This is a genomic window from Sphingobacterium sp. UBA7038 (assembly GCF_002494055.1).
In the GTDB taxonomy this organism is placed as follows: domain Bacteria; phylum Bacteroidota; class Bacteroidia; order Sphingobacteriales; family Sphingobacteriaceae; genus Sphingobacterium; species Sphingobacterium multivorum.
On record NZ_DLAV01000016.1, the window covers coordinates 206,666 to 231,504 of the forward strand.

Sequence of the window (24,839 nt, forward strand, 5' to 3'; positions counted from 1 at the left end):
TACCTGATATTGACAACAATGAATATATTGAAATTTATAACGGCCGGTTCTGTAGATGATGGTAAAAGTACCTTGATTGGCCGATTACTATATGATACAAACTCCATTTTGGACGACCAATTGGAAGCTATACAGCGTGCCAACCGGAAAAATGACGATGGGACGGTAGACTTGGCCATATTGACTGATGGACTTAAAGCTGAACGTGAACAAGGCATAACAATTGATGTAGCCTATAAATATTTCCAGACTGAACACCGAAAATATATTATAGCCGATGCTCCAGGACATATCCAATACACCAGAAACATGGTAACTGGAGCTTCCAATTCAGATCTCATAATCATTCTGGTTGATGCACGCAAAGGCGTAATAGAGCAAACAAAACGTCATTCTTTTATAGCCAAATTATTGGCCATGAAACAAGTCTTGGTCTGCATAAACAAGATGGATATGGTCGATTATAGCGCTTCTGTTTTCGAACAGATCAAGGCTGATTATTTAACTTTAGCTAACAATCTCGGACTTAAGGATATTGATTTCATACCTGTTTCAGCCTTAAAAGGAGACAATATTGTCCATAAGTCAGAAAGAATGAGCTGGTATGCAGGCGAATCTTTATTGGATTACCTGGAAAATGTAGAAATTCACGAACAGGAAGCAGCCAGTTGGAGGTTTCCCGTCCAATGGGTTGTAAGACCACAAACCGATGATTTACACGACTATAGAGGCTATGCAGGCCGAGTACTAGGAGAGGGGCTGACGGTTGGTGACCAGGTTATTGTTTATCCAGCAGAAACATATAGCACAATTCAAGCGATTGAATTAAACGGGCAACAACTTCAACGGGCTGAAAACGGACAATCTGTCATTGTACACCTCAGTGACGATGTCGACATTAGTCGCGGCGATACCATTGCAAGTGTAGAACAGCCGCCAAAGTTTGAGCGCAATATTCAAGCAAACTTATGTTGGTTCGACAATAAGCCTTTGGATACTGCGCAAATTTATCTTGTCCAAAGCCACAGTAAATTAACCAAGGTTAAGATTGTAGATGTGTTATACAAATTTGATATCAATACACAGGAAAAAATATATAATGATCCAATCAAACTAAATGATATTGGTCGAATAGCCATTAAGTCCGCTGAGAATCTAGTATTTGATCTACAGCAGGAAAATCCGGCAAATTCTCAAGCGATTGTTATTGATCCACGGACAAATCTAACCGTTGGTGCTTTAATGATTCAGGCAATCGATTAATATTTTTTTAAACGTAAATATTCAACCTAAATATTATTCAAGGAACTCAGGCATTGTTTGGGTTCCTTTTTTTTATGAAGTTGAACTTATACACCACAGAATCTATTTTAAAGAACCAAGCTTAAAGATCAACTGTATAGAGAGGGCACACTCGGATATTTAATATTTAACATAATATAAATTATAAATACCAAATATATAAAGAAAATAGGGTTCATCTACATTTATCAAATAGTCAGAAAAAAAAGCTAAACATTAAATATTCATCAATTGTAATGAGTATTCATAGCTATTTTATCAAAAACGAAAATGATTCTATCTTTTAGATTTAATTTCGAATAAAATACTGTTAAATGGTCATTATGCCTTCATTTCGCTATTGATTAGTCTGTTTTAAATAATTTTAAAAAAAATATGAAATTTCATTAAAAAAGACCAATAATTGTAAATAATTAACAAATATTGGTTTTTTATTAAAAATTATATAAATTAGTGCCAGCCAAAGGGAAATTTTACTAATTAAAACATGTCAAAAAACTTTAACGAGTTCATTTCAATCGTTGAGAAACGCAATCCAAATGAACCAGAATTCTTACAAGCTGTAAAAGAAGTTACTGAGGATTTATTTCCTTATATTACTGAAAATCATCCTGAATTTTTCGACCAAAAAATTCTTGAAAGACTTACTGAACCTGAACGTATTATATCTTTTCGCGTAACTTGGTTGGATGATAATCACCAAGTACAGGTAAATCGTGGTTATCGTGTTCAAATGAACAGTTCAATCGGTCCATATAAAGGTGGCCTTCGCTTCGCTCCTTCTGTCAACCAAAGTATTTTAAAATTCCTCGCTTTTGAACAAGTATTTAAAAATAGCTTAACAGGACTACCAATTGGTGGTGGTAAAGGAGGTTCTGATTTCGACCCTAAAGGTAAATCAGATAATGAAATTATGCGTTTTTGTCAAAGCTTTATGACAGAACTTTATCGTCATATTGGCGCAGATACAGATGTTCCTGCAGGAGATATCGGCGTTGGTGGACGCGAAATAGGCTTTTTATTCGGTCAATTTAAACGACTTCAAAACAATTTTACAGGCGTTCTAACGGGCAAAGGTGAATTATGGGGTGGATCATATATTCGTCCTGAAGCTACCGGCTATGGGCTCCTATATTTTGTTGACTGCATATTCAGATATCAAGGAAAATCTTTACAAGGTAAAGTAGCTACAGTATCTGGTGCTGGCAACGTAGCCTTTTACGCTGTTGAAAAGGCTGTTCAACTTGGCGCCAAAGTAATTACTGTATCAAATAGCTTGGGCACACTTTACGATCCTGATGGTTTTAATGCTGAAAAAATGGCATTTGGGGCTACTTTGGGAAGAAACCTCGATCAATATCCTGCTCGCTATCCAAACGCCAAATTCTTACCTGGTCAAAAGCCATGGCAATTTAAATGTGATATCGCTCTGCCATGTGCAACACAAAATGAATTAGAAGAATCGGATGCTAAAGCGCTTGTAGCAAATGGTTGTATCTGCGTAGCTGAGGGTGCAAATATGCCTTCTACTGCAGAAGCTATTAAAGTTTTTCTAGATGCAAAAATCAGTTTTGCACCTGGCAAAGCTGCGAATGCTGGTGGTGTTGCTGTCAGCGGCTTGGAAATGTCTCAAAACTCAATCCGTACACAATGGTGTACAGAAGAAGTTGACAATCGCTTAAAAACCATTATGGAAAGCATTCACGAAACTTGCTTGAAATATGGCCAAGACAGTGGATTCGTTAATTATCTGAAAGGTGCCAATATTGGTGGTTTTATAAAAGTCGCTAACGCGATGAAAGCACAAGGTATCGTATAACACGCCTTTTTCTAATCATATCATAATCCTGAGCGCTCAAATGCATTGCATTTGGGCGTTTTTTTATACTTTTATGCTAATTTTAAAAAACACAAAATTTAAATGAGATTAATAGCTGAACTCCCCCATCCCGATTGCAAGATTTCAATCTTTGGTATGAATCAAAAATTCATTATTAAATTTGAACAAGGAAACTTAGAACAATCTTATAAAATTGCAGAAATGGATATAATTGGCGGTGTAAATGGGGTCTTTGATTTACTTGACGAAGAATTTATGAAGAGTGTGATCGATCAATTCGCATTGATGCGCCAATCTTTTAATAGTGCTTATAGTAGATACGAATAAAAAATCCATGCTGAACTATATATATTTTGTGGCATTTTGGGCCTGTCAAATTATTTCATCTATCCTGTTTAAACTTGGCGGGATACATCCAAAGTATAAATGGACAACTTTAATTATAGGAAACATTATTCTTTTATCAGCAAGTTGGTTTCTTGTGCAGTTATTTAAGAACGTCTCTCAACCTATCGTAATAGCCTTATGTTCTGGTGGCACATTTCTGACTGTCCAATTGGCGATGGAGCTATATTTTAAAAGTTCATTGAGCTGGCAGCAGGTACTGGGTATGTTTGTCATCATTTCAGGTATGGTTTTGATTACTTTCGGAGGTAAAGAAACGACTTAAGCTACAATGAGGTTAGTTATAGATGTGTTTATTTGTTATAATAAAACTCATCTATAACTAATGAACCTGCCAATTGTTGGTTAAAACGATCTAAATCGGTCATTTTCCCAGAAATATCATACATTACTTCTAACTTACCACTAATCTTTTCAATAACACGCCTGGTAGCTTTAATCTTAAAATCCAATGCCAATTGTTCAAACTCATGTAAGTGATAAAACTCATTGGAACTAAACTTTACGTGTAGAGAACGGACTAGGTAGTAACGAGCCAAAAGAATTTCGATCCGCTGAAAAAGCGCGAGTATTACCACCATAAAAACAGCAAAGGAAATCGCATAAACCAGTTGCCCCAATCCGGCAAACATGCCAATACCAGCTGTCGTCCAAATAACGGCCGCTGTTGTGAGACCACTAACCGATAGTTTGCCTTTAAAGATCACACCAGCACCAATAAAGCCTATACCAGTCACAATATTTGCAGCAACGCGATCAGTACTATTGCCAATAAACAAACAGGAAACAATAGTAAACATCGCCGAACCGAAACAAATAAGCACTACCGTACGAAATCCAGCAGATTTATTCCTATACTCACGTTCAAAACCAATTAAACTCCCACACAGAATTGAAGTGAGAGCGTTTAACAAAGGCTCACTAGTCAAAAAGTTAATGATATTCTCCATACCGAACTTTACAGAAAGATGAAACACGGAGCTTCGAACATGCTCAGCTCCATGAAATTAAGACTATAGATAAGCGTAAGTTATACCATCGCCCCCACGATCTTGATGTTCGTCCTCAAAACGGCTTACATGACTATATTTACGAAGGTAATCGCGAATAAATTTGCGCAAAATACCATCACCTTTACCATGAATAATTTTTAAGGACGGATAACCTATCATGACGGCCCGATCCAAAACACGTTCTAATTCATGCAGTGCGTCTTCTGTGCGCATTCCTCTTAAATCAAGTTCTGGCTTGAAATCAGCTACACTGCCAGAAGATAATGATCTTGATAGACTTTTTGCAGACTTCTTCCCTTCCCGCCCTTCGAGTTTAATCACATTCTTTCGCTTTTGAACAGTGCGAAGTTCCCCCATGGCAAGAATAAGGTTGTTCTTTGCAATTTCGACAATCTGCGCTTCAGCACCATTATCTATAATCTGTACCCAATCCCCAATATTTAATATGGTAGATTCAGGCGTTTTTTCTTTGACGATTTGCTTCGCCGGTTTTTGCTCTTTGGGAAGAACAGCTTGAAGTGCCTGATCCAAATTGCTGCGCAACTCACGAGTTTTCTCTTTATCCGCTTTTGCAGATTTGATCTGCGCTACCGTATTTTCGATTAACTTATTCGAACTTTTAATAATCTGTTGCGCTTCCTCTTTCGCCTTTTTCAAAATTACGCGCTTATTTTCTTCCAAATAACTTTGTAATTCCAAATACTCCGATTTAATCGACTCCAGTTCCTTCTCGCGCTTATTAATAGCAACCTTTGTATCAAAAACCTCTTTCTTTTCTCGCTCAAGATTGATCAATAATGTATCTACCTTCTTTTGTTGAACACCAATTTTACTTTTAGCAGATTCCAAAATATCCTTACCTAATCCTATTTTCTGCGCGATTTCGAAAGCATAAGAGCTTCCTGGCTTACCAATTTGTAGGATATACATCGGTTTCATCTCGCGATTATCAAATAACATTGAAGCATTTTCCAGACCTGTCGTATTGCTGGCAAAAACTTTGAGATTTGAATAGTGGGTGGTCACAACTCCCCTGATTTGTTTTTTGTTAAGGGATTCCAATACAGCCTCAGCAATAGGTCCGCCAAACAAAGGGTCGGTACCGGTTCCAAACTCATCGATCAGTACCAAAGTACGTCCATTTGCAAATTCCGTAAAATATTTCATTTTGGACAGATGAGCACTGTATGTACTCAAATCACTTTCAATGGATTGATCATCGCCTATATCTGCAAATAGCTGCTTAAAAACACCGACTTTACTTGTCGGTTCCGCTGGTATTAATAAGCCCGATTGCACCATGATTTGCAAAAGACCAACCGTTTTCATACATACCGATTTTCCGCCGGCATTAGGACCCGATACAACAATAATACGTTGAATATGATCAATTTGAATGTTTAAAGGAACAACAGTATGATGCTGATTCAGCAATAGAAGCGGATGTCGACCATTGACCAAATTAATTTCAGCCTCCTTCGATAATTCAGGCATTTCTGCCTCAATATCCAAGGCAAAAAGTGCTTTCGCTCGCACAAAATCTACTTTGGTTAATAGGCTGTGATAGGAAAGCAAGAGCGGAATATGTGGCCGGACCTTGTCCGTTAGTTCGACTAAAATACGGATGACCTCACGCCTACGTTCAAACTCCAGGTCCCTAATTTTATTATTTAACTGAAATACTTCTTCAGGCTCTATATAAGCAGTTTGTCCCGTAGCGGACTCATCATGAATCAAACCTTTGAGCTTTCTTTTATTTTCCGCAAGAATAGGAATACAGAGCCTTCCATCCCGTATCGTCAGATTCCCATCCGCTGTCCATCCGCTGTCCTGTGCGCTCTTAAAGATACTATTGATACGTTTTAGGGCCTCCTGTTCTGCCCGTTGAATTTGTTGGGTTATTTCCAACAGTAATCGGGAAGCATTACTTTTAAGCTTTCCACGCTCGTCAATGACCATTTCGATATCGCGAATAATCCCCTTCTCGATCGGTAAATGCTCAAACAATACCTCTAAATTGGGATAGAGACCTTCCCGCTCATTAAAATAACGGATAATAGCGTAAACAGTCTTGAGGGATAGTAATACCCGAAAAAATTCATCCTCGAGTAAGAACGCGCCCTCGACTCGAGCTTTCTCGATAATGGATCTAAGCGGAAAGAAATTTTCAACAGGAAATGCGCCATCATTCATTAGAAGATCCTTAAACTCGCTGGTCTGTCTTAGAAATCGGTCGATTTGGTCAAACCGGGTTTGAGGTTGAATTTTTTCAACTAGCTCACGCCCAGACTCACTTAGGCATTTTTGTTTTATTTTATCTTTTATCTCGGAAAACCCGAGTTTATCAATTGCATTTATTGGATATACCATAGAAATTATATTCTTTGATGGTTAAAGTTCCGTCGGCGGCTTGATGTGACGCGGCGGCGTGAGAATTGGTCTTTTTTCCAATTCATTTGTTGGTAATTGTGGCTCCACATGGTTTTGTACCACAAGAGTATCCTTGACTGAAGTACCAGGTGTTTTCAGTTGGGAAACCGTATCTTTCTGTGGAGAAGGCGATTCAATTGGTAAATTTGAATTACCGACCGACAATTGGTTCATGAGATAGCCGTTCATGTTTATACCAGTCTTTGTTTGAAAGTTCGTATTAAACAAGGAAGAAGCTTCTCTAAAGTTGAATTTCGTCTTATTTGGCAAATAATGTATAAGTGCTGCAATTCGTTCCTGATAAGACTGTTGTGCACGCATAACGCGATTGGTGCTATCTTGAATACGCATATTCTGGATTGAATCGCGCGTTCGAATTGAATCTTGCTTTTTCCGTTCTATATCGGCGTAAACCTTATTTTCCTTCGTTAAATTATCCTCCACTTTTTTATAAATCGCAGACATCACTTCAGCATCCTTACCATAATAGTCTAAGTTCTTTCGAAAAGAAACCGAATCCAATCCATATTTATCAAAGGTCACTTGATACAAAGGCAACATTACTTTACGTGCGCTGTCAATGGGCAAAATATTAAGATAGGAGTCTGTCAGTTGAATTTCGGTCAATGCATCCACAAACTTACTTTGAGGGATAATATCTTTCCCCCCAGTTCCGATACAAGAACCAAATAAAAAAATCACTGCAAGTAGATTCAGTATTAATCGTAGCATTTCGTAGTTTTGTACAAATTTACAAAAAGCACCGACATTTGGCGCTTTTTACATCATCAAAACTATATCGGAAATGAGTATTGCTCGTAATTTAGAAGCGTTAAGATTGGAAACCGAGGCTGTTGGGGTACAACTTGTAGCAGTTTCAAAAACAAAATCCAATTCGGACATTATGGAAGCCTATGAGGCAGGACAGCGTATATTTGGTGAAAATCATGTTCAAGAATTAGTTGAAAAAGCAGCACTTTTACCTAAAGATATTCAGTGGCATATGATTGGTCACCTTCAAACTAATAAGGTTAAATATATTGCACCATTCATCAGCTTAATTGCGTCAGTTGATTCATTAAAATTATTAAAAGAGATTAACAAACATGCGCAGAAAGCGCAACGTACAATCGACTGTTTGTTACAAGTATATATTGCAGAAGAAGAAACAAAATTCGGTTTCGACCATGCTGAACTAATCGAACTTCTTCGCGACGACGAGTTTCTCGAATTAAAAAATATTCGGATCTGTGGCTTAATGGGCATCGCATCCAATACAGATAATGAAAAAGTCATTAAAGCCGAATTTTATGAGTTAAAAATGTTATTCGATGGAATTAAGGTAAGTTTCTACCGGAAGGAAGAGTATTTTAATATCCTATCCATGGGAATGTCTTCAGACTATAAGTTAGCGATTGAAGAAGGTTCGACAATGGTGCGGATTGGAAGCACAATATTTGGCAAAAGAGTAATCAAACACTTCAAAAACAATGATTAAAACAACGATACGAGAGGCAATTGAAAGTGATTGCACCCAAATGCTCGAGCTAATTAAAGAATTGGCTATTTTTGAAAAAGCACCGGACGAGGTCACCGTGTCGCTTGAAGAATTTAAAGATGCAGGATTTGGAAAGAATCCCGTTTGGGGTGCATTTGTTGCCGAAGTGGATGGCGAAATTGTCGGAATTTCATTATATTATGTCCGATATTCAACCTGGAAAGGTAGAAGACTCTATTTGGAAGATTTGATTGTTACCGAAAGAATGCGACGTTTAGGGATAGGCAAGCTGCTTTTTGATAAAACTTTAGCTTACGGCAAACAGTGTGGATTTCATGGCATGGTGTGGCAGGTCCTCGATTGGAATGAGCCAGCTATAAAGTTTTATGAAAAATATAAAGCAAACTTCGATGCCGAATGGATTAATGTGTCAATCACGTATTAAATAACGAGAATCATCAATTCAATGCGATTTTACTTTTTTTTAATAGTATTATTTATTAGCTGCGTTCTGTCCGCTTGCAGTGACCACAAAAAGGCCGCTATAGCGAAACAGCCCACAGACACACTTTCCTATAGTCAAAAAATCATCGATGAGCATAGCAATTATTTTCTAAAAGAAGATGATCGCTTGGACACAACTTATTTTCGCGCAAAATACCCGATTTTCCAAGAAAATAAAATCAATACCCTCATATCAAGTATTGTTCATCTTGAAGGCGACACAAGCATGGCAGATGCAGCACATCGCTTTATAAATTCATACAACGAATATGTGGAAGACAATAATGGCAAATCTACATCAACCTGGAGTCGGGATCTACAGATTGATGTGATCGTCAATACGCCTGTTTTCTTGGGTGTAAGAACCAAACAAGAGGAATATACTGGTGGAGCGCATGGGGACCATTTCACGCTGTACTCCAATTTTGATCGTCAATCTAACAGTGCAATTACAATCAATGATATCATTCAGGAAGAGAACAAAAATAAATTCGTTCAAATCGCCGAGCAATACTTCCGTAAGCAAGAAGGATTAAATGCTGATGATTCCCTAAATGGAAAGTACTTTTTTGAAGACGGTAAATTTTCTTTGGCCGATAACTTCACTTTTGAAAAAAACGACATCCTGTTTTACTACAACGTATACGAAATCAAATCTTATGCTGAAGGAAATACTGAATTACGTATTCCCTATACAACATTTAAACATCTGATTTCAGAAAAAGGATTACACTATATTAATAGTATCAACTAGCAATCAACTAAACTAATAAATAAATGCAGGTTTTTAAATTTGGGGGTGCATCAGTAAAAGATGCTGAAAGTGTCAGAAATTCGGCGCGGATTATTTCTAAATACAAAGGCGACGCCTTGTTAGTCGTCATATCCGCCATGGGAAAGACAACAAACCTTCTAGAGAAATTGACCAAAGAATATTTTAACAACACGGGGAACCAATTTCAGACACTTGAAGAGGCGAAAGCATTTCACTTTCAAATCCTTCAAGAATTATTCCCTGAAGCTGAACATCCTATATTTGATGAGATTTCCAACTGCTTTGTGGAGATCGAGTGGATTTTAGAGGAAGAACCTCAAGATTCATATGATTATCTTTTCGATCAAATTGTTTCGATGGGTGAACTTATCTCCACCAAGATTGTTGCAGCCTACGTTGCATTCATTGGTGAAAAGGTAAAATGGCTAGATGCACGAGATTATATATTTACGGACAACACCTATCGCGAAGCTGTCGTAGACTGGAACAAAACGGAAGAAAAAATCCGTGCCGAACTGCCAGCCATCCTAGACGAGTATATTGTAATTACGCAGGGATTTTTAGGTTCTACCTCTGAAAATTTCACAACCACTTTAGGCCGTGAAGGTTCCGATTACTCTGCGGCAATTTTTGCTTCTTGTCTAAATGCCGAAAATGTAACTATATGGAAAGACGTTCCAGGTGTACTTAATGCGGATCCGAAGTGGTTTGAGAAAACCGAGTTGATTCCTGAGCTATCTTATACCGATGCTATAGAGCTTACCTATTATGGGGCTACGGTTATTCACCCGAAAACAATCAAGCCGCTTCAGAATAAAAAGATCGCATTAAATGTGCGATCCTTTGTGGACCCTGACTCACCTGGAACAATGATAAAGAGTACAAACCAAACTTTACCTGTGCCCTCCTTCATCTTTAAGGTGAACCAGATTTTTATTTCCATCTCCCCGAGGGATTTCTCATTTATCGTTGAAGACAATCTGAGAGACATCTTCAACCTATTTCATGAACATCGTATTAAAATTAATATGATGCATAATACGGCGATCAACTTTACGGTTTCCGTCGATGATACTGGAAAAAATCTAGTCGACTTAATTAACGAACTGGAGCAAAAATTCAAAGTCAGGTATGAATCTGGGCTAGAACTCATTACAATCCGTTATTATAATCAAGAAACCAGTGATCGCGTTTTGGTTGATAAAGAAGTTATTAGCGAACTAAAGGATACCTATACTTGCCAACTTCTCGTTAAGAAAATATAAATGAACACATTAATCCTTCAAGAGGAGGCTCAACAGTTTTTAGAACGAAACAAACTGGAGTCTCCGACTAAAATCGCTTTAAAAAAATCTCCTTTTGAAGGAATATCATCTTCCGAGCTCGCGGCACAACTCGATGGTAGACAACGGGCGAGCGGCAAAATTCCACTATGGGCCGAAACAGCAGGGATTTACTTCCCCACCAAACTCAATCTCGAACAATGTTCTTCCGAGAAAACCGGATTATTTAAAAGTTCACTCATCGAAAACAACAGCCATTTAATTGATGCTACCAGTGGCTTCGGTGTTGATAGCTTTTACTTCTCTAAACGGGCAAAGCAAGTAACATCCTGCGAACTCAATCCCGAACTCGCTGCAATCACCCAACATAATGCAAAGATATTGAAATCAGAAAATCTTCAGATCATTGCGGCAAATGGAGTTGAATATATACTAAACGATCCAAAGAGAAGATTTGATTATATCTATTTGGATCCTTCAAGAAGAGTTCAAAACAAAAAAGTGTTTCTACTTGATGAATGTGAACCTAATTTGGTTGCCTTGCAAGATGAATTTTTCAAACATGCCAACAAAATAATAAGTAAGCTAGCTCCACTATTGGATATTTCTGCAGCAATACACATGCTGCAACATGTTAAGGACGTTTATGTCGTCTCTTTGCAAAATGACTGCAAAGAACTTATCTTCGTGCAGGAGAAAGGATACGAAGCTGAACCTTGCATCCACGCGGTCAGGTTATATCAAGAACAACAGCAGATTATATCTTTCACTTACGAAAATGAACGTGCAATTTCAAATGACTACAGTAGGCCGCTATCCTATTTATACGAACCGGATGTAGCTCTCTCCAAAGCCGGAGCATTTAAGACTATTGCCGAAGTATTCAACGTAAAAAAACTCCATAAAAACACCCATCTCTACACCTCCGATCAAAAGATCGAAAATTTTCCCGGTAAAACATTCATCATCAAACAGGTGGAATCATTTACAGATTTTAAGAAAAATAAAAGAGCATTGAATTCCGATATCATCGCCAAAAATTTTCCCTTGAAGACCGAAGAGATCAAAAAGAAATTTAAAATCAAAGACGCTAGTGATTCGTTCACATTTTTCACGACAACCGTGAATGATCAATTTAGTGTCATACATACACAACGTATTTTAGAATAGACATTTTCATTACAATTGTCGAATAACTTCTCCGTAATTTTAATGCATGGATAAAATAGCGTTATCAGCATTGGACTTGGCTCCGATCAAAAAAGGAGAAAATACAGCAAGCGCGTTGGCTCGCACCGTAAAAATGGCCCAACATGTAGAAAAATTAGATTTTGAAAGGATATGGGTTGCCGAACATCATAATATGGAATATATTGCCAGTTCAGCAACCTCACTCCTCATACAACATATCGCATCAAACACCAGTTCTATACGCGTGGGTTCTGGTGGGATCATGTTACCAAATCACGCTCCTTTAGTCATTGCAGAGCAATTTGGAACATTAGAAACCTTGTTTCCCGGGCGTATTGACCTCGGTTTGGGACGTGCACCGGGCACTGATCAATTGACCGCAATGGCTTTGCGCAGAAACAACTTGAATACAGCCTTTCAGTTTCCACAAGAGGTAAAAGACTTACAGCGCTACTTCAGTGGAGACAACTACGACGCAAAAGTACGTGCGTTTCCAGGAGAAGGGTTGGACATCCCACTCTATATCCTCGGGTCAAGTACCGATAGTGCCTATTTAGCTGCTAGCTTAGGTCTTCCATATGCTTTTGCAACGCATTTTGCTCCGGCACAGTTTGCTTCAGCAAGCATGATCTATCATCAAAATTTTGTTCCTTCTAATACCTTAGAAAAACCATATTTCATCTCTTGTGTCAATGTTATCGCTGCCGATAGTACGGAAGAAGCCAATTTCTTAGCAACAAGCTTCTATAATCTATTCGCTGGTATTGTGACAAATACCAGAAGACCACTTTCAGAACCTACTCAAGAGGTAATCTACAAAGGCATTCCCGCGATAGAGCAAGCTGTGCAAAGTATGGCTTCCTGTGCATTTATTGGCGATGGCCCTAAAATCCTTCCGGAAATAGAAAAATTCGTAAACGATCACAAAGTGGACGAGATCATGGCGACTTCCTATATCTTTGATGATGAAAAGTGTCTCCATTCATTATCATTGTTGAAAGAAATTCTTACGTAAGAATCCAAACTACTTTATATACGGTGAATTTTATATATTTAAGCAAAATTCACCGCATATGAATGTTTTTTTTTCCTTCAGCCTGATATTGGGTTTGCTCTCCCTGCAGGCATGTTCAAACCAGACAACAAAACAACAGCAAGATCGACCTGATGCAAAAATAGTATCAGACAGTTTAGCGGTATCGACTGTGGATGATACAACATCTTCTATTTACCAAAAAGCAGACCCTGCTAAAGGTCAGATTTTCCTTGTTCGTAGTTACCGTATCTGGGAGAAGGAAGACCCAACGGCTGTCTTAAATAAAGAATGGTATGATCTTTACGAAGAAAGTGGACAATATTACTTGGCAAAGGCGGATTATGTGATTAAAGATGGTTTTGACGAGTGTGCTCAGGTACCGTCTAAGAGTGTCGAATCACGCAGAAATTCATTGTTATTCTTGAAGTTAAGCGGACTTAAGCCTGGTCTCATTGAACATGTCAAAATAAATCAAGCCGAAATCTGGCCAAAAGAATCTGTCCAGTATACTTTTAAAAACCAAAAAGTTACCCTCAAAGCAGTGGGTGATATTAGATCAACTGAAGTGCAAACCGACGAAAACGGTCACGAGAAAGTATTTCATGAGGTTGCCAATTATAAACTCAACTATAGCGCAACCAATGGAGGTAAAGAAAAGACACTTTTCCAGGTAGATCAATATGACCATGTATTTATGAGGACATTATTTGTTGGAGATATTGACCGGGATGGCGCGCTGGATTTTATTTTTTCCAATCCAAGGGATTATGAGGAAGAGGCACTATTACTGCTGCTTTCCAATCATGGCAATCCATTGATTTTTGATGCAGAAGAACAGTTTGATTGTTAATAGAACTGAAATGGAAAAAATAAACTATTACCTACATCGAATGCAGTCCATTCATAGGGCAATGATTTCGGTCTGTATTTTTTTATTGATCTACTTCATCTCTCCCATTAAAACCATCCCCTTGCTCAATTTAATGTTGTGCTGGTTTGGTTTTTGTCTTTCCTACGTTTCTATATCTTGGTATACATTCTACACCACACCTATTTCTACCATTGCGCGCAAAGCACAGCAAGAAGATGGTAGCCGTCTCTTTGTATCCCTTTTTATTATTTTAGTGACCATAGGCTGTTTTATTTCAGTATTAATGATTATCATATCAAGTAAGGATAAACAGCTGAATGATGCTTACATTATCATTATTTGTATGCTGGCTATGTTGGCTTCATGGATATTGGTTCACACCATATACACCTTTCATTATGCGCGATTATACTACGAACATCACGCAAATGGAGCTGGACTGGAGTTTCCAGGAGATGACCATCCAGATTATTTAGATTTTGCTTATTTTTCATTTGTGATGGGCTGTACCTTTCAAGTATCTGATGTGGAAATATCGTCAAAAAAAATAAGAAGAGTAGCATTATTTCATGGCCTCCTCTCCTTTGCTTTAAATACGTTTGTCGTTGCATTGACCATTAACATCATTTCTGGATTGATCAATTGAGATTTTGGACAAAAAAGCTTATTTTAGCACAAAAATTACACACATGAAGTTGTTTAAGCCTTTAGTCTCGCCCCTTTTATTCGTTATCTTATTTATCTCGTGTAAAAAAAATGAAAATACAGGTGGTGCTGCGGACGCTTCCGGCAGCTTTATCGGTCGTGTTAAATACCAAGGCAATTCCATTGAAGTGGACCGGGATAATCGCCTGATACGGGTGCTTCGTGATGGTACCGATACTTATAAAATTGAGTTTTTCACAGGCATCCCAAATATTACAGGCGTTCGATTTGATAAAACCAATGATAGCACTTGGACTTCTACTGATACAACACTCTTAAAAGACGTGAAGATCGAAGGAAAGTTGCTGAAAATTAATTATCAATCCAATAGCCAATCTTGGGTTGTGGATAATGCAGTACGTAAATAATAATCAATCTAAATTGTCATATTAACTTCATTTTCTGTTTGAAAATTATCTCTTTCTCCCTATATTTAGGTAAGCATAAAGGAAAAGAGAAATGAAAAAAATAAATAAATTAGGTGCAATTGCATCTGTGTTTGCTATTGCCATTGCTTTGAGTGCATTTAGCTTCCAACAGGAAAAACCTAAAGAAGAACCAAAACCGACTAATCTCAAAGTTCTTCCCAAAAATATCTCCCACGATGAATTAATTTCCACTATGAAGGAATTTAATGTCGCATTGGGTGTAAAATGTGGTTTCTGTCATGCACCGTCGAAGGAAGATCCCAAAAAAATGGATTTTGCGAGTGATGATAACCACAAAAAAGAGATTGGACGAGCGATGATTAAGATGACCCAAAAGATAAACAAAAAGTATTTTAATCGAAGCTGGGATAGCTCGCCTGCCAAAGCTATTTCCTGTAAAACCTGTCATGGCGGAAAAGAAGAACCAGAAATGGTCTTAGCAAAAAACTAATCAAACCACATATTCATGTAACACCATAATACGCTGTATTGTGGTGTTTTTTATTTCTATTACATTTTAATGGAAAAAAGTTTTAGAACCAGAAGAATAAGACCATTCATTTTGGAAATGAATAAGGAACCGCGCGAAACTACGCTGAGCTAAGTATAAAAAATAGTCAGTAAATAAAAAAAGCTTCTCGATTGAGAAGCTTTAGTACCCGGAGCCGGAGTCGAACCGGCACGGTTTCCCACTGGTGTTTGAGACCAGCGCGTCTACCAATTCCGCCATCCGGGCATATCCGTTTGGGATGATGCAAAAGTAAGTAAAGTTTTTATTATTCCAAATCACTATACTGATCATTTTTAAAACTCATTGAAAATGAATGAGAAAATTTTAAAAAAACTTTTCATTTCCCTATAGAACGATTGAAAACGACCTTTTTTACGTATTTTTAATCAGAAAACAATCAAATGATTATGGAAAAAGTAAAACTCGGAAACAGTGAAATTGAATTCAAACCTCTTGTTTTCGGTGGAAATGTATTTGGCTGGACCGTCGATGAGAAACAATCTTTCGCCCTGTTAGATGCTTTTATCGATATGGGATTCAGTCTTATTGATACATCCAACAACTATTCACATTGGGTGCCGGGACACAGTGGGTCAGAATCAGAAACAATCATTGGCAAATGGATCAGCAAAAGAGATATTCGCGATAAAATTCAGATTGCAACAAAAGTCGGCGGACGTCGAATAGACAATAGTAAACCTAATCTTAAAAAAGAGTATATTATTAAATCTGTGGAAGATTCACTCCTGCGATTGAATGTAGACACAATCGATCTTTATCAATCTCATCACGATGATCTGACAACTGGAATCGATGAAACACTGGAGGCTTATCATAACCTGATACAGAATGGAAAAATAAAATGGATCGGTGCTTCCAACCTAAGTCCAGAACGGATTTCAGAATCCCTTCGTATAGCCGAAGACCACAATTTACCGTATTATATCGCTATTCAGCCCGAATATAACCTTTACGACCGGATGAAATACGAAGAGCAGTATGAACAATTGGCCCTCGATAATCATCTTGGCGTCATCAGCTATTATTCACTTGCCAGTGGTTTCCTGTCGGGTAAATACCGCTCTATTGATGACATCAAAGGTGCCAAGCGTTATGACGCATTAAAAGACAAGTTTAACACCCGCGGCCTGCGCATTTTAGATGTTTTGGCTGAGATAGCACATACACAACAAGCTAGCATGTCCGCTATAGCGTTAGCCTGGAGTTTACACAGGCCTTCAGTTACAGCGCCTATAGTGAGTGCAACTAGTATCCAGCAGCTCGAAGAACTTAGCAGAGCTGTAGAAATAAAGCTGACACCGGAAGAGTATTACCTCTTAAACCAAGCAAGCGATTACTAGACCAAAAGCACAAAAAAACAATCTAGTATATTGAAAATAAGAACATTAAAAATATACTAATCAAGTTACCAAATAATATTTGGCTATACCGTATAGGAGAAAGTGAGCTGTTCTAAAATAAAGAAAACAGATGATTTAGATAACGAATATAAACACCTGTTTTTCAATAACTTTTTCTCAGCCCGAGGCAACTTATCTTATTTTTTCATTCAGTAAGGATAAAATGGAAACAGGCACCATCGCACTGATATCTCCTCCATTAAACCACACGTCTCTAACAATGGATGAAGAAATATGAGCCTTTCCAGATCTACTCATTAAAAAATAACTTTCAACATCATTATTGAGCAACAAATTATTTTGAGCAACTGCATTTTCATATTCAAAATCATTGGTATTTCGGAGCCCACGCAATATAAAACCTGCTTTAACTTGCTTACAGAAATCTACTGTAAGACCTTTATATTTATGCACCTCAACCCTACTCACATCGTTAAAAACACGGCTAATTGAATCTACCCGTTCGTCATGATCTAACATTCCTTTTTTATTGGCATTATAGCCCACTGCAATAATAATTTTATCAAATAGCGGCATTGCTCTCTCAACAAGATCTTGATGAGCTAATGTAAAGGGGTCAAAAGAGCCCGGAAAAACAGCAATTTTCATATTAGATAGTCTTAGCGTAAAAAGAAAATGATGAATACCCGTATTTTCTAGTTTCTATAAAATTTGGATGATCTTCCATTTGTCTTGTTGACGGATGCTCAACAACAAGGAGCCCATGTTCATGCAGCAATTCCTGTTCAAAAATTAATTTTGGCAATTGTGGCAATTTAGGAATATCATAAGGTGGGTCTGCAAAAATAAAATCATAGGTATCCTTACAACTGGCAATAAACTTAAATACATCGGCTTTCCTTGTTTTAATTTGCTCCAGTTTCATCTTCCCGGCTGTTTCATTGATATATTGCACGCATTTGAAATGAAGATCTATTGCATCTACTGACTCCACATCTCGCGATGCGAGCTCAAAACTAATATTTCCTGTTCCTGCAAAAAGATCCAGACACTTTAAACTATCAAAATCCAGTCGGTTCTGTAAAATATTAAACAGCGCTTCCTTAGCGATATCCGTGGTTGGCCTCACAGGTAAATTGGTTGGTGGGTTCAGCCTTAAACCACCTAAACGACCTCCGATTATTCGCATAGTATAGAATCAAACAATACATTATATGGGGTCAAATTTGACTCGATCTCGCTATCCGCCAATACGACTTTTGTCTTCAAATCCAATATTTCGATATCACCCGCATAAGTAGAGATACGTTTATAATAGGATTCATTTGGAATTTCTCCTGAAAGGAGCACTTTATTGATGGAGTCCCCTAGATTGAATTGTGTTAAAATATTAAGGACATAGTAGCTGATATCATCAAGATTATGAATTTCAAAACTATTATAAAGCTGAAAAACCCCGTTTTTAAACAGATAAAAATCAACTGTATTTTCAGCTACAAAATGAAGCCCCAGCACACTCCCTCTAATAGATACACGCTCCTGGGCACGATCAAGCACAACCGCAAATTCGGGAAGTATAACAGCATCAGGAAACAACCGCTTCCACCTATTTAATAAAAGCCCATCAAACTGGTATACAGCAACTAAATTAAGATTATCTAAAGAATAGCTAAATGTATTTTCAAGATCAGTTGTACCTAAAAACTGTAGGTAATCGCTGATATTTTCGCTCAGAAAAAATTCTTTTGGAATAAACGTAAAAGTTTGATGTGGTATCACAACGCGGACAAATCGAAACGGAAGGCTCATAATCCGTGTGGCATCCAAAATTGGCTCCTCAGACGGATACTCGATCAAAATCGGTGCGATCGACTTTTTATCAACCACCGCCAAGACATCCTTCTGAAAGCCAGCCTTGACCAAAAGATTGTACTCCGGTAAATAATGAATATTAAATTGTTTTGAAATATAATTCATTCGCTGAATTGTAAAAATTAAAACTTCTTAGAGCAAAAATAGCTTTTTCTAGAGGATAAGACAAACCTTTTAAATAACTTTGAGGGTGTTCATCAAAAATCTGTTAATACAGCAATTCCCATGGCAAGCCACCGAACAGCAGTTGGAGGCTTTCGAATTATTGCAAGAATTTCTTCTCGCTTTTGACAAGCAATCCTGCTTTGTACTTAAAGGATACGCTGGTACGGGAAAAACAACATTAATTTCGGCGCTGGTTAAAGTGCTGCCTGCATTACGGAAAAAGGCTGTTCTGCTGGCACCAACAGGCAGGGCGGCAAAAGTGATCACCTATTATTCTGGTCGCAAAGCACTGACAATACACAAAAAAATATACCGAAAAAAATCTGCTGTATCATTTCAGCTGGATTTCACCTTGGCGGAGAACCTGCACGAAGACACTTTATTTATCATCGATGAAGCTTCAATGATATCCAACGCACCTGTGAATGCATTTTCGGCAAGCCTGTTGGACGACTTGATCCGTTATGTACAATCGGGGAAGAACTGTACCCTATTATTTGTTGGAGATACGGCTCAATTACCTCCTGTAGGACTCCTGGATAGTCCTGCCTTAAACCCAAGCTATCTCGAAAGTGAATTTCATCTTTGCGTTTATCCTTTTGAGCTAACCACGGTTGTCCGCCAATCCAAAGACTCCGGTATATTGTACAATGCAACCAAAATACGCGAAGAGATAACCTCGGCAGAAGAAGATCAAGACGACTTCCCTTTTCCAAAATTCATAACAAAAGGATTTAAAGATCTTTACAGAATGACAGGTGAACGGTTAATCGAAGGTATAAACTATGCATATGACAAATATGGACTCGAAAATACCATGATTATCTGCCGTTCAAATCGATCTGCAAATTTATACAACCAAAATATAAGGAACCGAATTTTGTTCCGGGACGAGGAACTGACGGGCGGAGATTATATTATGGTTGTAAAAAACAACTACTTCTGGTTACAGGAAAACAACATGGGCGATGGATTTATTGCAAATGGCGATATGGCCAAAGTACGAAAAGTAAGTAACATCCACGATCAGCATGGATTTCGATTTGCAGATGTCACACTTGAATTTGTAGACATTGACGAAATAGAACCCATCACCTGCCGCGTTATCTTAGATAGCCTCTATACAGACGGCCCCAATCTGCCCTATGAAAGCCAAAAAGCTCTCTACGAAGAGATTGCCTTGGATTATGCCGATATCATGGATAAGAAGGACAGGCTCGAAGCAATCAAAAAAGACCCCTATTATAATGCGCTTCAGATTAAATTTGCATTTGCAATTACCTGCCATAAAGCACAAGGTGGTCAATGGCCAATCGTGTTTGTTGACCAGGGCTATATAAACGATGATATGTTGGATCTTGAATTTTTAAGATGGTTATACACTGGGGTTACCCGAGCAACAAAGGAACTTTTTCTGGTCAATTTCAATGAAAACTTCTATCCATCATAGGATTATTACACGAATCATTCGCAAAAGAACCTAATAATAGATATTTTTACGTTCAGAACCATTATTATACAATTATCTATATTATTAATGCATAAGTACTACTTAATCTTAGCGGCGAGCTTATTGCCCTATGTTAGCGCTGCACAACAGGCGAAGGAAGCCCCTATAAAGTCAAATTATCAGCTGGCTGCAAAATTCTCCCCTGAAAAATTAAAGAAAATGATTTTTTCGACGAGCATCAAACCAAATTGGATCAATTTTTCCGATCGCTTTTGGTATGATTACGCAAGTCCGCAGGGAAGAAACTGGTACATTGTAAACCCTGCGCTGAAAAAGAAAGAACTTCTTTTCAATAACGACAACCTCGCCGCTCAAATTACTAAAATCGTTAAAAATCCTGTAGATGCCCAACATCTGGAATTACAGGGGCTTCGATTTACCAAAGATGAGAAAAAATTGAGGTTTCAGATTCAGAGTACCAAAGATACCGTAAAATCCAAAGATGAAATACAAAAGCTCAAGAATAAGTCCGATACCACCAAAAAGAAACTATTTTATCTGGAATATGACTTAGCAGCACAGTCTGTGGTAGAAATCAGCGACTCGACAAAGGTAAAACCGCCATTGGGTTGGGCGACATTCTCGCCTGACACCAATACAGTCTATTTTGCGAAAGATTACAACTTGTATTGGATGGACAAATCCAACTATCTTAAAGCGGTAAAGGATGAAAAAGACAGCACCATTGTTGAGCACCAGATAACAAAAGACGGGGTGCAATATTATGCTTGGGGCGGTGATGAATATAGCACAACTACGGGTGAGGAAAAAGATAAAGACAACGATACTAAACGCAAGCGGGTATGGATCAGCTGGTCTCCGGATGGACGTTATTTTACCTTGACCAGAAAGGACAACCGTTCTCTAAAGCCCTTATGGGTAATCAATAATGTTGGCTCATCCCGGCCGACACTTGAAACTTATAAATACCAAATGCCAGGCGAAGTCGATTCGACAGAAACTGAACTATATATCTTCGACGCGGCAGCAAAAACTCCACGCCGCATCAATATAGCTGCGTTTAAAAATCAGACCGTCTCTACCTGGACAAAAACCCCGGATAAAAATTCTTATAAAGAGGATTATTTTACCAACTATTGGCTGGGCAATAACGAAGAGTTTTACATTTCACGCTCTAGCCGCGACCTGAAACGAATTGATCTCCTAAAGGTCAATATAAATGGTACGGTAAACAATATTATCCAGGAGCGTTCCAATGTATATCTGGATGTTCAAAAACCATTCCTGATCGAAAACAAGAAGCAATTAGTTCATTGGTCGGAAAGAGATGGCTGGGGCCACTACTACCTCTACGACACAAATGGAAAATTGATTAATCAAATTACAAAAGGAGCTTTTCATACGGAGGAAATTACCGGCTTTGACCCTGCTTCCGGAACATTATACTTTACAGCATCGGGACGTGAGAAAAACGAAGACCCCTATTATCTACATCAGTACAGTGTAAATACAAATGGTTCCGGAATTAAATTATTGAATCCAGGAAACTTTGACCACCAAGTGGAAGTGAGCGAATCTTCCCGATATTTTGTCAATAATTCCTCCAGAGTAAACACGACTCCTGAATCCGTCTTATACAATAGCAATGGACAGAAAATAATGACACTGGAAAAAGCTGACCTATCCTTGCTATTTGCTGCCGGGTACAAATTTCCAGAACCTTTTAAAGTGAAAGCTGGGGATGGCACCACGGATCTCTATGGGGTCATGTACAAACCATTTGACTTTGACAGTACCAGAACTTATCCAATTGTGGAATATGTATACCCTGGGCCTCAAACCGAAGCTGTCAATAAATCCTTTGGAAGAAGCATGGACAGAATCGATAGGCTAGCGCAGTTTGGCTTTATCGTCATCACAGTTGGTAACCGTGGTGGACATCCTTCACGTTCGCAATGGTATCATACCTATGGATATGGCAATCTGCGCGATTATGGTTTGGAAGATAAAAAAGTAGCGGCGGAACAGCTCGCAGATCGTTATAAATACATCGACATTAACCGCGTTGGTATAACTGGTCACTCCGGCGGTGGTTTTATGTCTACAGCGGCGATGCTTGTTTACCCTGACTTCTTTAAAGTTGCGGTGTCTGGCGCCGGAAACCATGAAAATCAGATTTACAACCGCTGGTGGAGTGAGCGTCATCATGGGGTGACAGAAAAAGTATCGGCTAAAGGCGATACAACATTCTCCTACCAAATCAATAAAAATACAGAGCTCGCAAAAAACCTAAAAGGCAGACTACTTATCGCTACAGGAGACATTGACAACAATGTGCACCCGGCAAATTCAATTCGCATGGTAGACGCATTGATCAAGGCTAACAAAAGATTTGATTTCCTGCTATTACCTGGACAAAGACATGGCTTTGGCGATATGACGGAGTATTTCTTCTGGAAAATGGGCGATTACTTTAGCCAATATCTATTGGGTGATTCCAAGATGAACGAAGTTGACATGACTGAAATGAATCGAGAAAAGCCACAAAAATAACGGTTACATGACCTACAATGAAAAATTAGCATTTTTATCCGTTACCTTGAGATCTTTCGAGGTAACGGATTTTTCTTTGGAGATGCTCCAAGGAATAACCCTGGCTGATCTGCTGAACATCTCCTTAGAGAAGGATAAAAAGGTTGCCTTTCGCGCCGCATGGGTATTTGAAACCATCGTTTTAAAGAATACAGCGTTGCTAAAATCTGTTCTCCCGCAATTTTTGAACAATTTAAAAAAACAAAAAAACTGGAGTTGTCTTAGAAGCTATACTAAAATTCTATTATTTTTAACGTCTAAAAAAAATAAAGAATATACACTTCAAAATGAGATAGAAGAAGAAATTATCGAGCATTCCTTCCAATGGATGATCGAACCTGCATGTCCTGTCGCTGTATTGGTCAACTGCCTGGACATCTTAAATAACCTACGAAAAAAGTACCCTTGGATACATGAGGAGTTACAGGCTCAGATAAGCTATTTTCAACGAACAAAACCGAGTCCAGCCCTAATGAGCCGGACCAATAAAATTATTCAGCAGAAAAGTTAAAGTATCGTTTCTATTCGCGATTAAAACAATGTATTTCCTTTCGAGTGATTGACACGGCCCAAATGCTTATAAGCAGCCTCTGTACATTCGCGACCCCGCGAGGTCCGCATAATGTATCCTTCTTGAATCAGAAAGGGTTCGTAGACTTCCTCAATCGTACCTTCATCCTCCCCAACTGCTGTGGCTACAGTTTTTAAACCGACAGGTCCACCTTTAAATTTGTCTATAATAGTCGTTAAGATTTTGTTGTCCATCTCGTCTAAACCATTTTCATCCACATTAAGCGCGTGCAAAGCATATTTCGCTATTTCTTTATCGATGCTTCCGTTACCCTTTATCTGTGCAAAATCCCGTGTACGGCGCAGTAAAGCATTGGCTATCCGGGGTGTACCTCTGCTCCTTCGTGCAATCTCATAGGCACCTTCATCAGAAATCGGTGTGTTTAAGATATGTGCCGAACGCAACACGATAGTTGTCAGGAGTTTCGCATCATAATATTGTAGGCGGGAATTAATTCCAAAGCGTGCACGCAAAGGGGCTGTCAAAAGTCCTGATCGCGTTGTTGCCCCGATTAGGGTAAACGGATTAAGGGAGATCTGCACAGACCGTGCATTCGGTCCTGTTTCCAGCATAATGTCGATTTTAAAATCTTCCATTGCCGAATAGAGATATTCTTCTACTAAAGGGCTTAAACGGTGGATCTCATCGATAAACAAGACATCCCCTTCTTCGAGATTTGTCAATAATCCTGCAAGATCACCCGGTTTATCCAATACAGGTCCCGAAGTAATTTTAATGCCAACACCCATCTCATTAGCAATGATATGGGATAAGGTCGTCTTTCCTAAGCCTGGGGGGCCATGTAGCAAAACGTGATCCAGCGCCTCGCCTCTCAGCCTGGCTGCCTTCACAAAAATATTGAGGTTCTCTAATATTTTAGCCTGACCTGTAAAATCTTCAAAAGCCTGAGGCCGCAATGCCCGTTCAATATCACGATCTGTGTTGCTCAGACGCCCTGGATTTGGATCTAAATTCTCGTTCATTGTAGCGATCT

At 38.5% G+C, this 24,839-nt stretch carries 25 protein-coding genes and 1 tRNA gene; 18 read left to right on the forward strand and 8 right to left on the reverse strand.

The window, feature by feature from the left end; translation table 11 throughout:
• Positions 1-18 precede the first annotated feature (18 nt).
• The 4 genes from B3H30_RS11540 to B3H30_RS11555 all read left to right on the forward strand — a co-directional run bounded on the left by B3H30_RS11540 (position 19) and on the right by B3H30_RS11555 (position 3,812).
• The gene (locus tag B3H30_RS11540) at positions 19-1,263 is read left to right on the forward strand and encodes a sulfate adenylyltransferase subunit 1 (protein ID WP_070564170.1); all 1,245 of its coding nucleotides are present in this window, start codon (positions 19-21) and stop codon (positions 1,261-1,263) included.
• A 526-nt stretch (positions 1,264-1,789) separates the two neighbouring features.
• Positions 1,790-3,121 (forward strand): NADP-specific glutamate dehydrogenase, encoded by a 1,332-nt coding sequence (gene gdhA / locus B3H30_RS11545; protein WP_070564173.1) that lies wholly within the window; start codon positions 1,790-1,792, stop codon positions 3,119-3,121.
• Between the two features lie 102 nt (positions 3,122-3,223).
• Entirely contained in the window at positions 3,224-3,469 is a 246-nt protein-coding gene (locus B3H30_RS11550) for a hypothetical protein (protein WP_070564176.1), read from the forward strand.
• Between the two features lie 7 nt (positions 3,470-3,476).
• A complete protein-coding gene (locus B3H30_RS11555) occupies positions 3,477-3,812 on the forward strand; it encodes a hypothetical protein (protein WP_254667680.1) in 336 nt (111 codons plus the stop codon).
• 28 nt (positions 3,813-3,840) lie between these two features.
• Here B3H30_RS11555 and B3H30_RS11560 read toward each other — a convergent pair whose 3' ends face one another.
• The 3 genes from B3H30_RS11560 to B3H30_RS11570 all read right to left on the reverse strand — a co-directional run bounded on the left by B3H30_RS11560 (position 3,841) and on the right by B3H30_RS11570 (position 7,722).
• The gene (locus tag B3H30_RS11560; protein ID WP_070564179.1) at positions 3,841-4,497 is read right to left on the reverse strand and encodes an MgtC/SapB family protein; all 657 of its coding nucleotides are present in this window, start codon (positions 4,495-4,497) and stop codon (positions 3,841-3,843) included.
• Between the two features lie 63 nt (positions 4,498-4,560).
• Positions 4,561-6,930, reverse strand: a complete 2,370-nt coding sequence (locus B3H30_RS11565) for an endonuclease MutS2 (RefSeq protein WP_070564182.1) — start codon at positions 6,928-6,930, stop codon at positions 4,561-4,563.
• 21 nt (positions 6,931-6,951) lie between these two features.
• Positions 6,952-7,722, reverse strand: coding sequence for a DUF4296 domain-containing protein (locus B3H30_RS11570; RefSeq protein ID WP_070564184.1), 771 nt, complete (start codon positions 7,720-7,722; stop codon positions 6,952-6,954).
• Between the two features lie 73 nt (positions 7,723-7,795).
• On the opposite strand from B3H30_RS11570, the gene B3H30_RS11575 reads away from it, so the two are divergent.
• From B3H30_RS11575 to B3H30_RS11620, 10 genes are all read left to right on the forward strand, one after another.
• Complete coding sequence (locus B3H30_RS11575; protein WP_070564188.1) at positions 7,796-8,488, forward strand: YggS family pyridoxal phosphate-dependent enzyme; 693 nt, start codon at positions 7,796-7,798, stop codon at positions 8,486-8,488.
• Entirely contained in the window at positions 8,481-8,933 is a 453-nt protein-coding gene (locus tag B3H30_RS11580; protein WP_070564191.1) for a GNAT family N-acetyltransferase, read from the forward strand. Before B3H30_RS11575 ends, B3H30_RS11580 begins: the two co-directional genes overlap by 8 nt.
• Positions 8,934-8,954: 21 nt before the next feature.
• Positions 8,955-9,746: a DUF3298 and DUF4163 domain-containing protein gene (locus B3H30_RS11585; RefSeq protein ID WP_070564193.1), complete on the forward strand. Its 792-nt coding sequence runs from the start codon at positions 8,955-8,957 to the stop codon at positions 9,744-9,746.
• A 23-nt stretch (positions 9,747-9,769) separates the two neighbouring features.
• A complete protein-coding gene (locus B3H30_RS11590) occupies positions 9,770-11,032 on the forward strand; it encodes an aspartate kinase (protein ID WP_286834098.1) in 1,263 nt (420 codons plus the stop codon).
• Positions 11,033-12,220 carry a THUMP-like domain-containing protein gene (locus B3H30_RS11595; protein WP_070564197.1) on the forward strand — a complete coding sequence of 396 codons (1,188 nt, stop codon included), beginning with the start codon at positions 11,033-11,035 and terminating at the stop codon, positions 12,218-12,220. It abuts the gene before it with no gap.
• A 46-nt stretch (positions 12,221-12,266) separates the two neighbouring features.
• The gene (locus tag B3H30_RS11600) at positions 12,267-13,256 is read left to right on the forward strand and encodes an LLM class flavin-dependent oxidoreductase (RefSeq protein WP_286710288.1); all 990 of its coding nucleotides are present in this window, start codon (positions 12,267-12,269) and stop codon (positions 13,254-13,256) included.
• A 58-nt stretch (positions 13,257-13,314) separates the two neighbouring features.
• Positions 13,315-14,127, forward strand: coding sequence for a hypothetical protein (locus B3H30_RS11605; RefSeq protein WP_286834102.1), 813 nt, complete (start codon positions 13,315-13,317; stop codon positions 14,125-14,127).
• Positions 14,128-14,137: 10 nt separating this feature from the next.
• On the forward strand, positions 14,138-14,794 hold the full coding sequence (locus B3H30_RS11610) for a DUF1345 domain-containing protein (protein ID WP_070564549.1): 657 nt from the start codon (positions 14,138-14,140) through the stop codon (positions 14,792-14,794).
• Positions 14,795-14,837: 43 nt separating this feature from the next.
• Positions 14,838-15,221 carry a hypothetical protein gene (locus tag B3H30_RS11615; RefSeq protein ID WP_070564207.1) on the forward strand — a complete coding sequence of 128 codons (384 nt, stop codon included), beginning with the start codon at positions 14,838-14,840 and terminating at the stop codon, positions 15,219-15,221.
• Positions 15,222-15,312: 91 nt separating this feature from the next.
• Positions 15,313-15,732: a c-type cytochrome gene (locus tag B3H30_RS11620; protein WP_070564210.1), complete on the forward strand. Its 420-nt coding sequence runs from the start codon at positions 15,313-15,315 to the stop codon at positions 15,730-15,732.
• 205 nt (positions 15,733-15,937) lie between these two features.
• On the opposite strand, the gene B3H30_RS11625 is transcribed toward B3H30_RS11620, so the two are convergent.
• Positions 15,938-16,017 (reverse strand) — tRNA-Leu (locus B3H30_RS11625).
• Positions 16,018-16,199: 182 nt separating this feature from the next.
• Here B3H30_RS11625 and B3H30_RS11630 point away from each other — a divergent pair.
• On the forward strand, positions 16,200-17,153 hold the full coding sequence (locus B3H30_RS11630) for an aldo/keto reductase (protein WP_070564213.1): 954 nt from the start codon (positions 16,200-16,202) through the stop codon (positions 17,151-17,153).
• A gap of 192 nt (positions 17,154-17,345) precedes the next feature.
• Here the strand turns inward: B3H30_RS11630 and coaD are convergent, their stop codons facing one another.
• From coaD to B3H30_RS11645, 3 genes are read right to left on the reverse strand one after another with little or no spacing between them, the layout of a single operon-like run.
• The gene (coaD, locus tag B3H30_RS11635) at positions 17,346-17,822 is read right to left on the reverse strand and encodes a pantetheine-phosphate adenylyltransferase (RefSeq protein WP_070564216.1); all 477 of its coding nucleotides are present in this window, start codon (positions 17,820-17,822) and stop codon (positions 17,346-17,348) included.
• A 1-nt stretch (position 17,823) separates the two neighbouring features.
• Complete coding sequence (rsmD, locus tag B3H30_RS11640) at positions 17,824-18,363, reverse strand: 16S rRNA (guanine(966)-N(2))-methyltransferase RsmD (RefSeq protein ID WP_070564219.1); 540 nt, start codon at positions 18,361-18,363, stop codon at positions 17,824-17,826.
• Positions 18,354-19,151 carry a DUF3822 family protein gene (locus B3H30_RS11645; RefSeq protein WP_070564222.1) on the reverse strand — a complete coding sequence of 266 codons (798 nt, stop codon included), beginning with the start codon at positions 19,149-19,151 and terminating at the stop codon, positions 18,354-18,356. Before B3H30_RS11645 ends, rsmD begins: the two co-directional genes overlap by 10 nt.
• Before the next feature lie 85 nt (positions 19,152-19,236).
• Between B3H30_RS11645 and B3H30_RS11650 the strand changes: the two genes are divergently transcribed.
• The 3 genes from B3H30_RS11650 (at position 19,237) to B3H30_RS11660 (ending at position 23,785) form a co-directional block, all read left to right on the forward strand.
• Positions 19,237-20,661, forward strand: coding sequence for an ATP-dependent DNA helicase (locus B3H30_RS11650; protein WP_070564226.1), 1,425 nt, complete (start codon positions 19,237-19,239; stop codon positions 20,659-20,661).
• A gap of 87 nt (positions 20,662-20,748) precedes the next feature.
• A complete protein-coding gene (locus tag B3H30_RS11655; RefSeq protein WP_070564229.1) occupies positions 20,749-23,235 on the forward strand; it encodes a S9 family peptidase in 2,487 nt (828 codons plus the stop codon).
• Between the two features lie 7 nt (positions 23,236-23,242).
• On the forward strand, positions 23,243-23,785 hold the full coding sequence (locus B3H30_RS11660; protein WP_070564232.1) for a hypothetical protein: 543 nt from the start codon (positions 23,243-23,245) through the stop codon (positions 23,783-23,785).
• 20 nt (positions 23,786-23,805) lie between these two features.
• Here the strand turns inward: B3H30_RS11660 and ruvB are convergent, their stop codons facing one another.
• On the reverse strand, positions 23,806-24,828 hold the full coding sequence (gene ruvB / locus B3H30_RS11665; RefSeq protein WP_070564235.1) for a Holliday junction branch migration DNA helicase RuvB: 1,023 nt from the start codon (positions 24,826-24,828) through the stop codon (positions 23,806-23,808).
• Between the last annotated feature and the right edge of the window lie 11 nt (positions 24,829-24,839).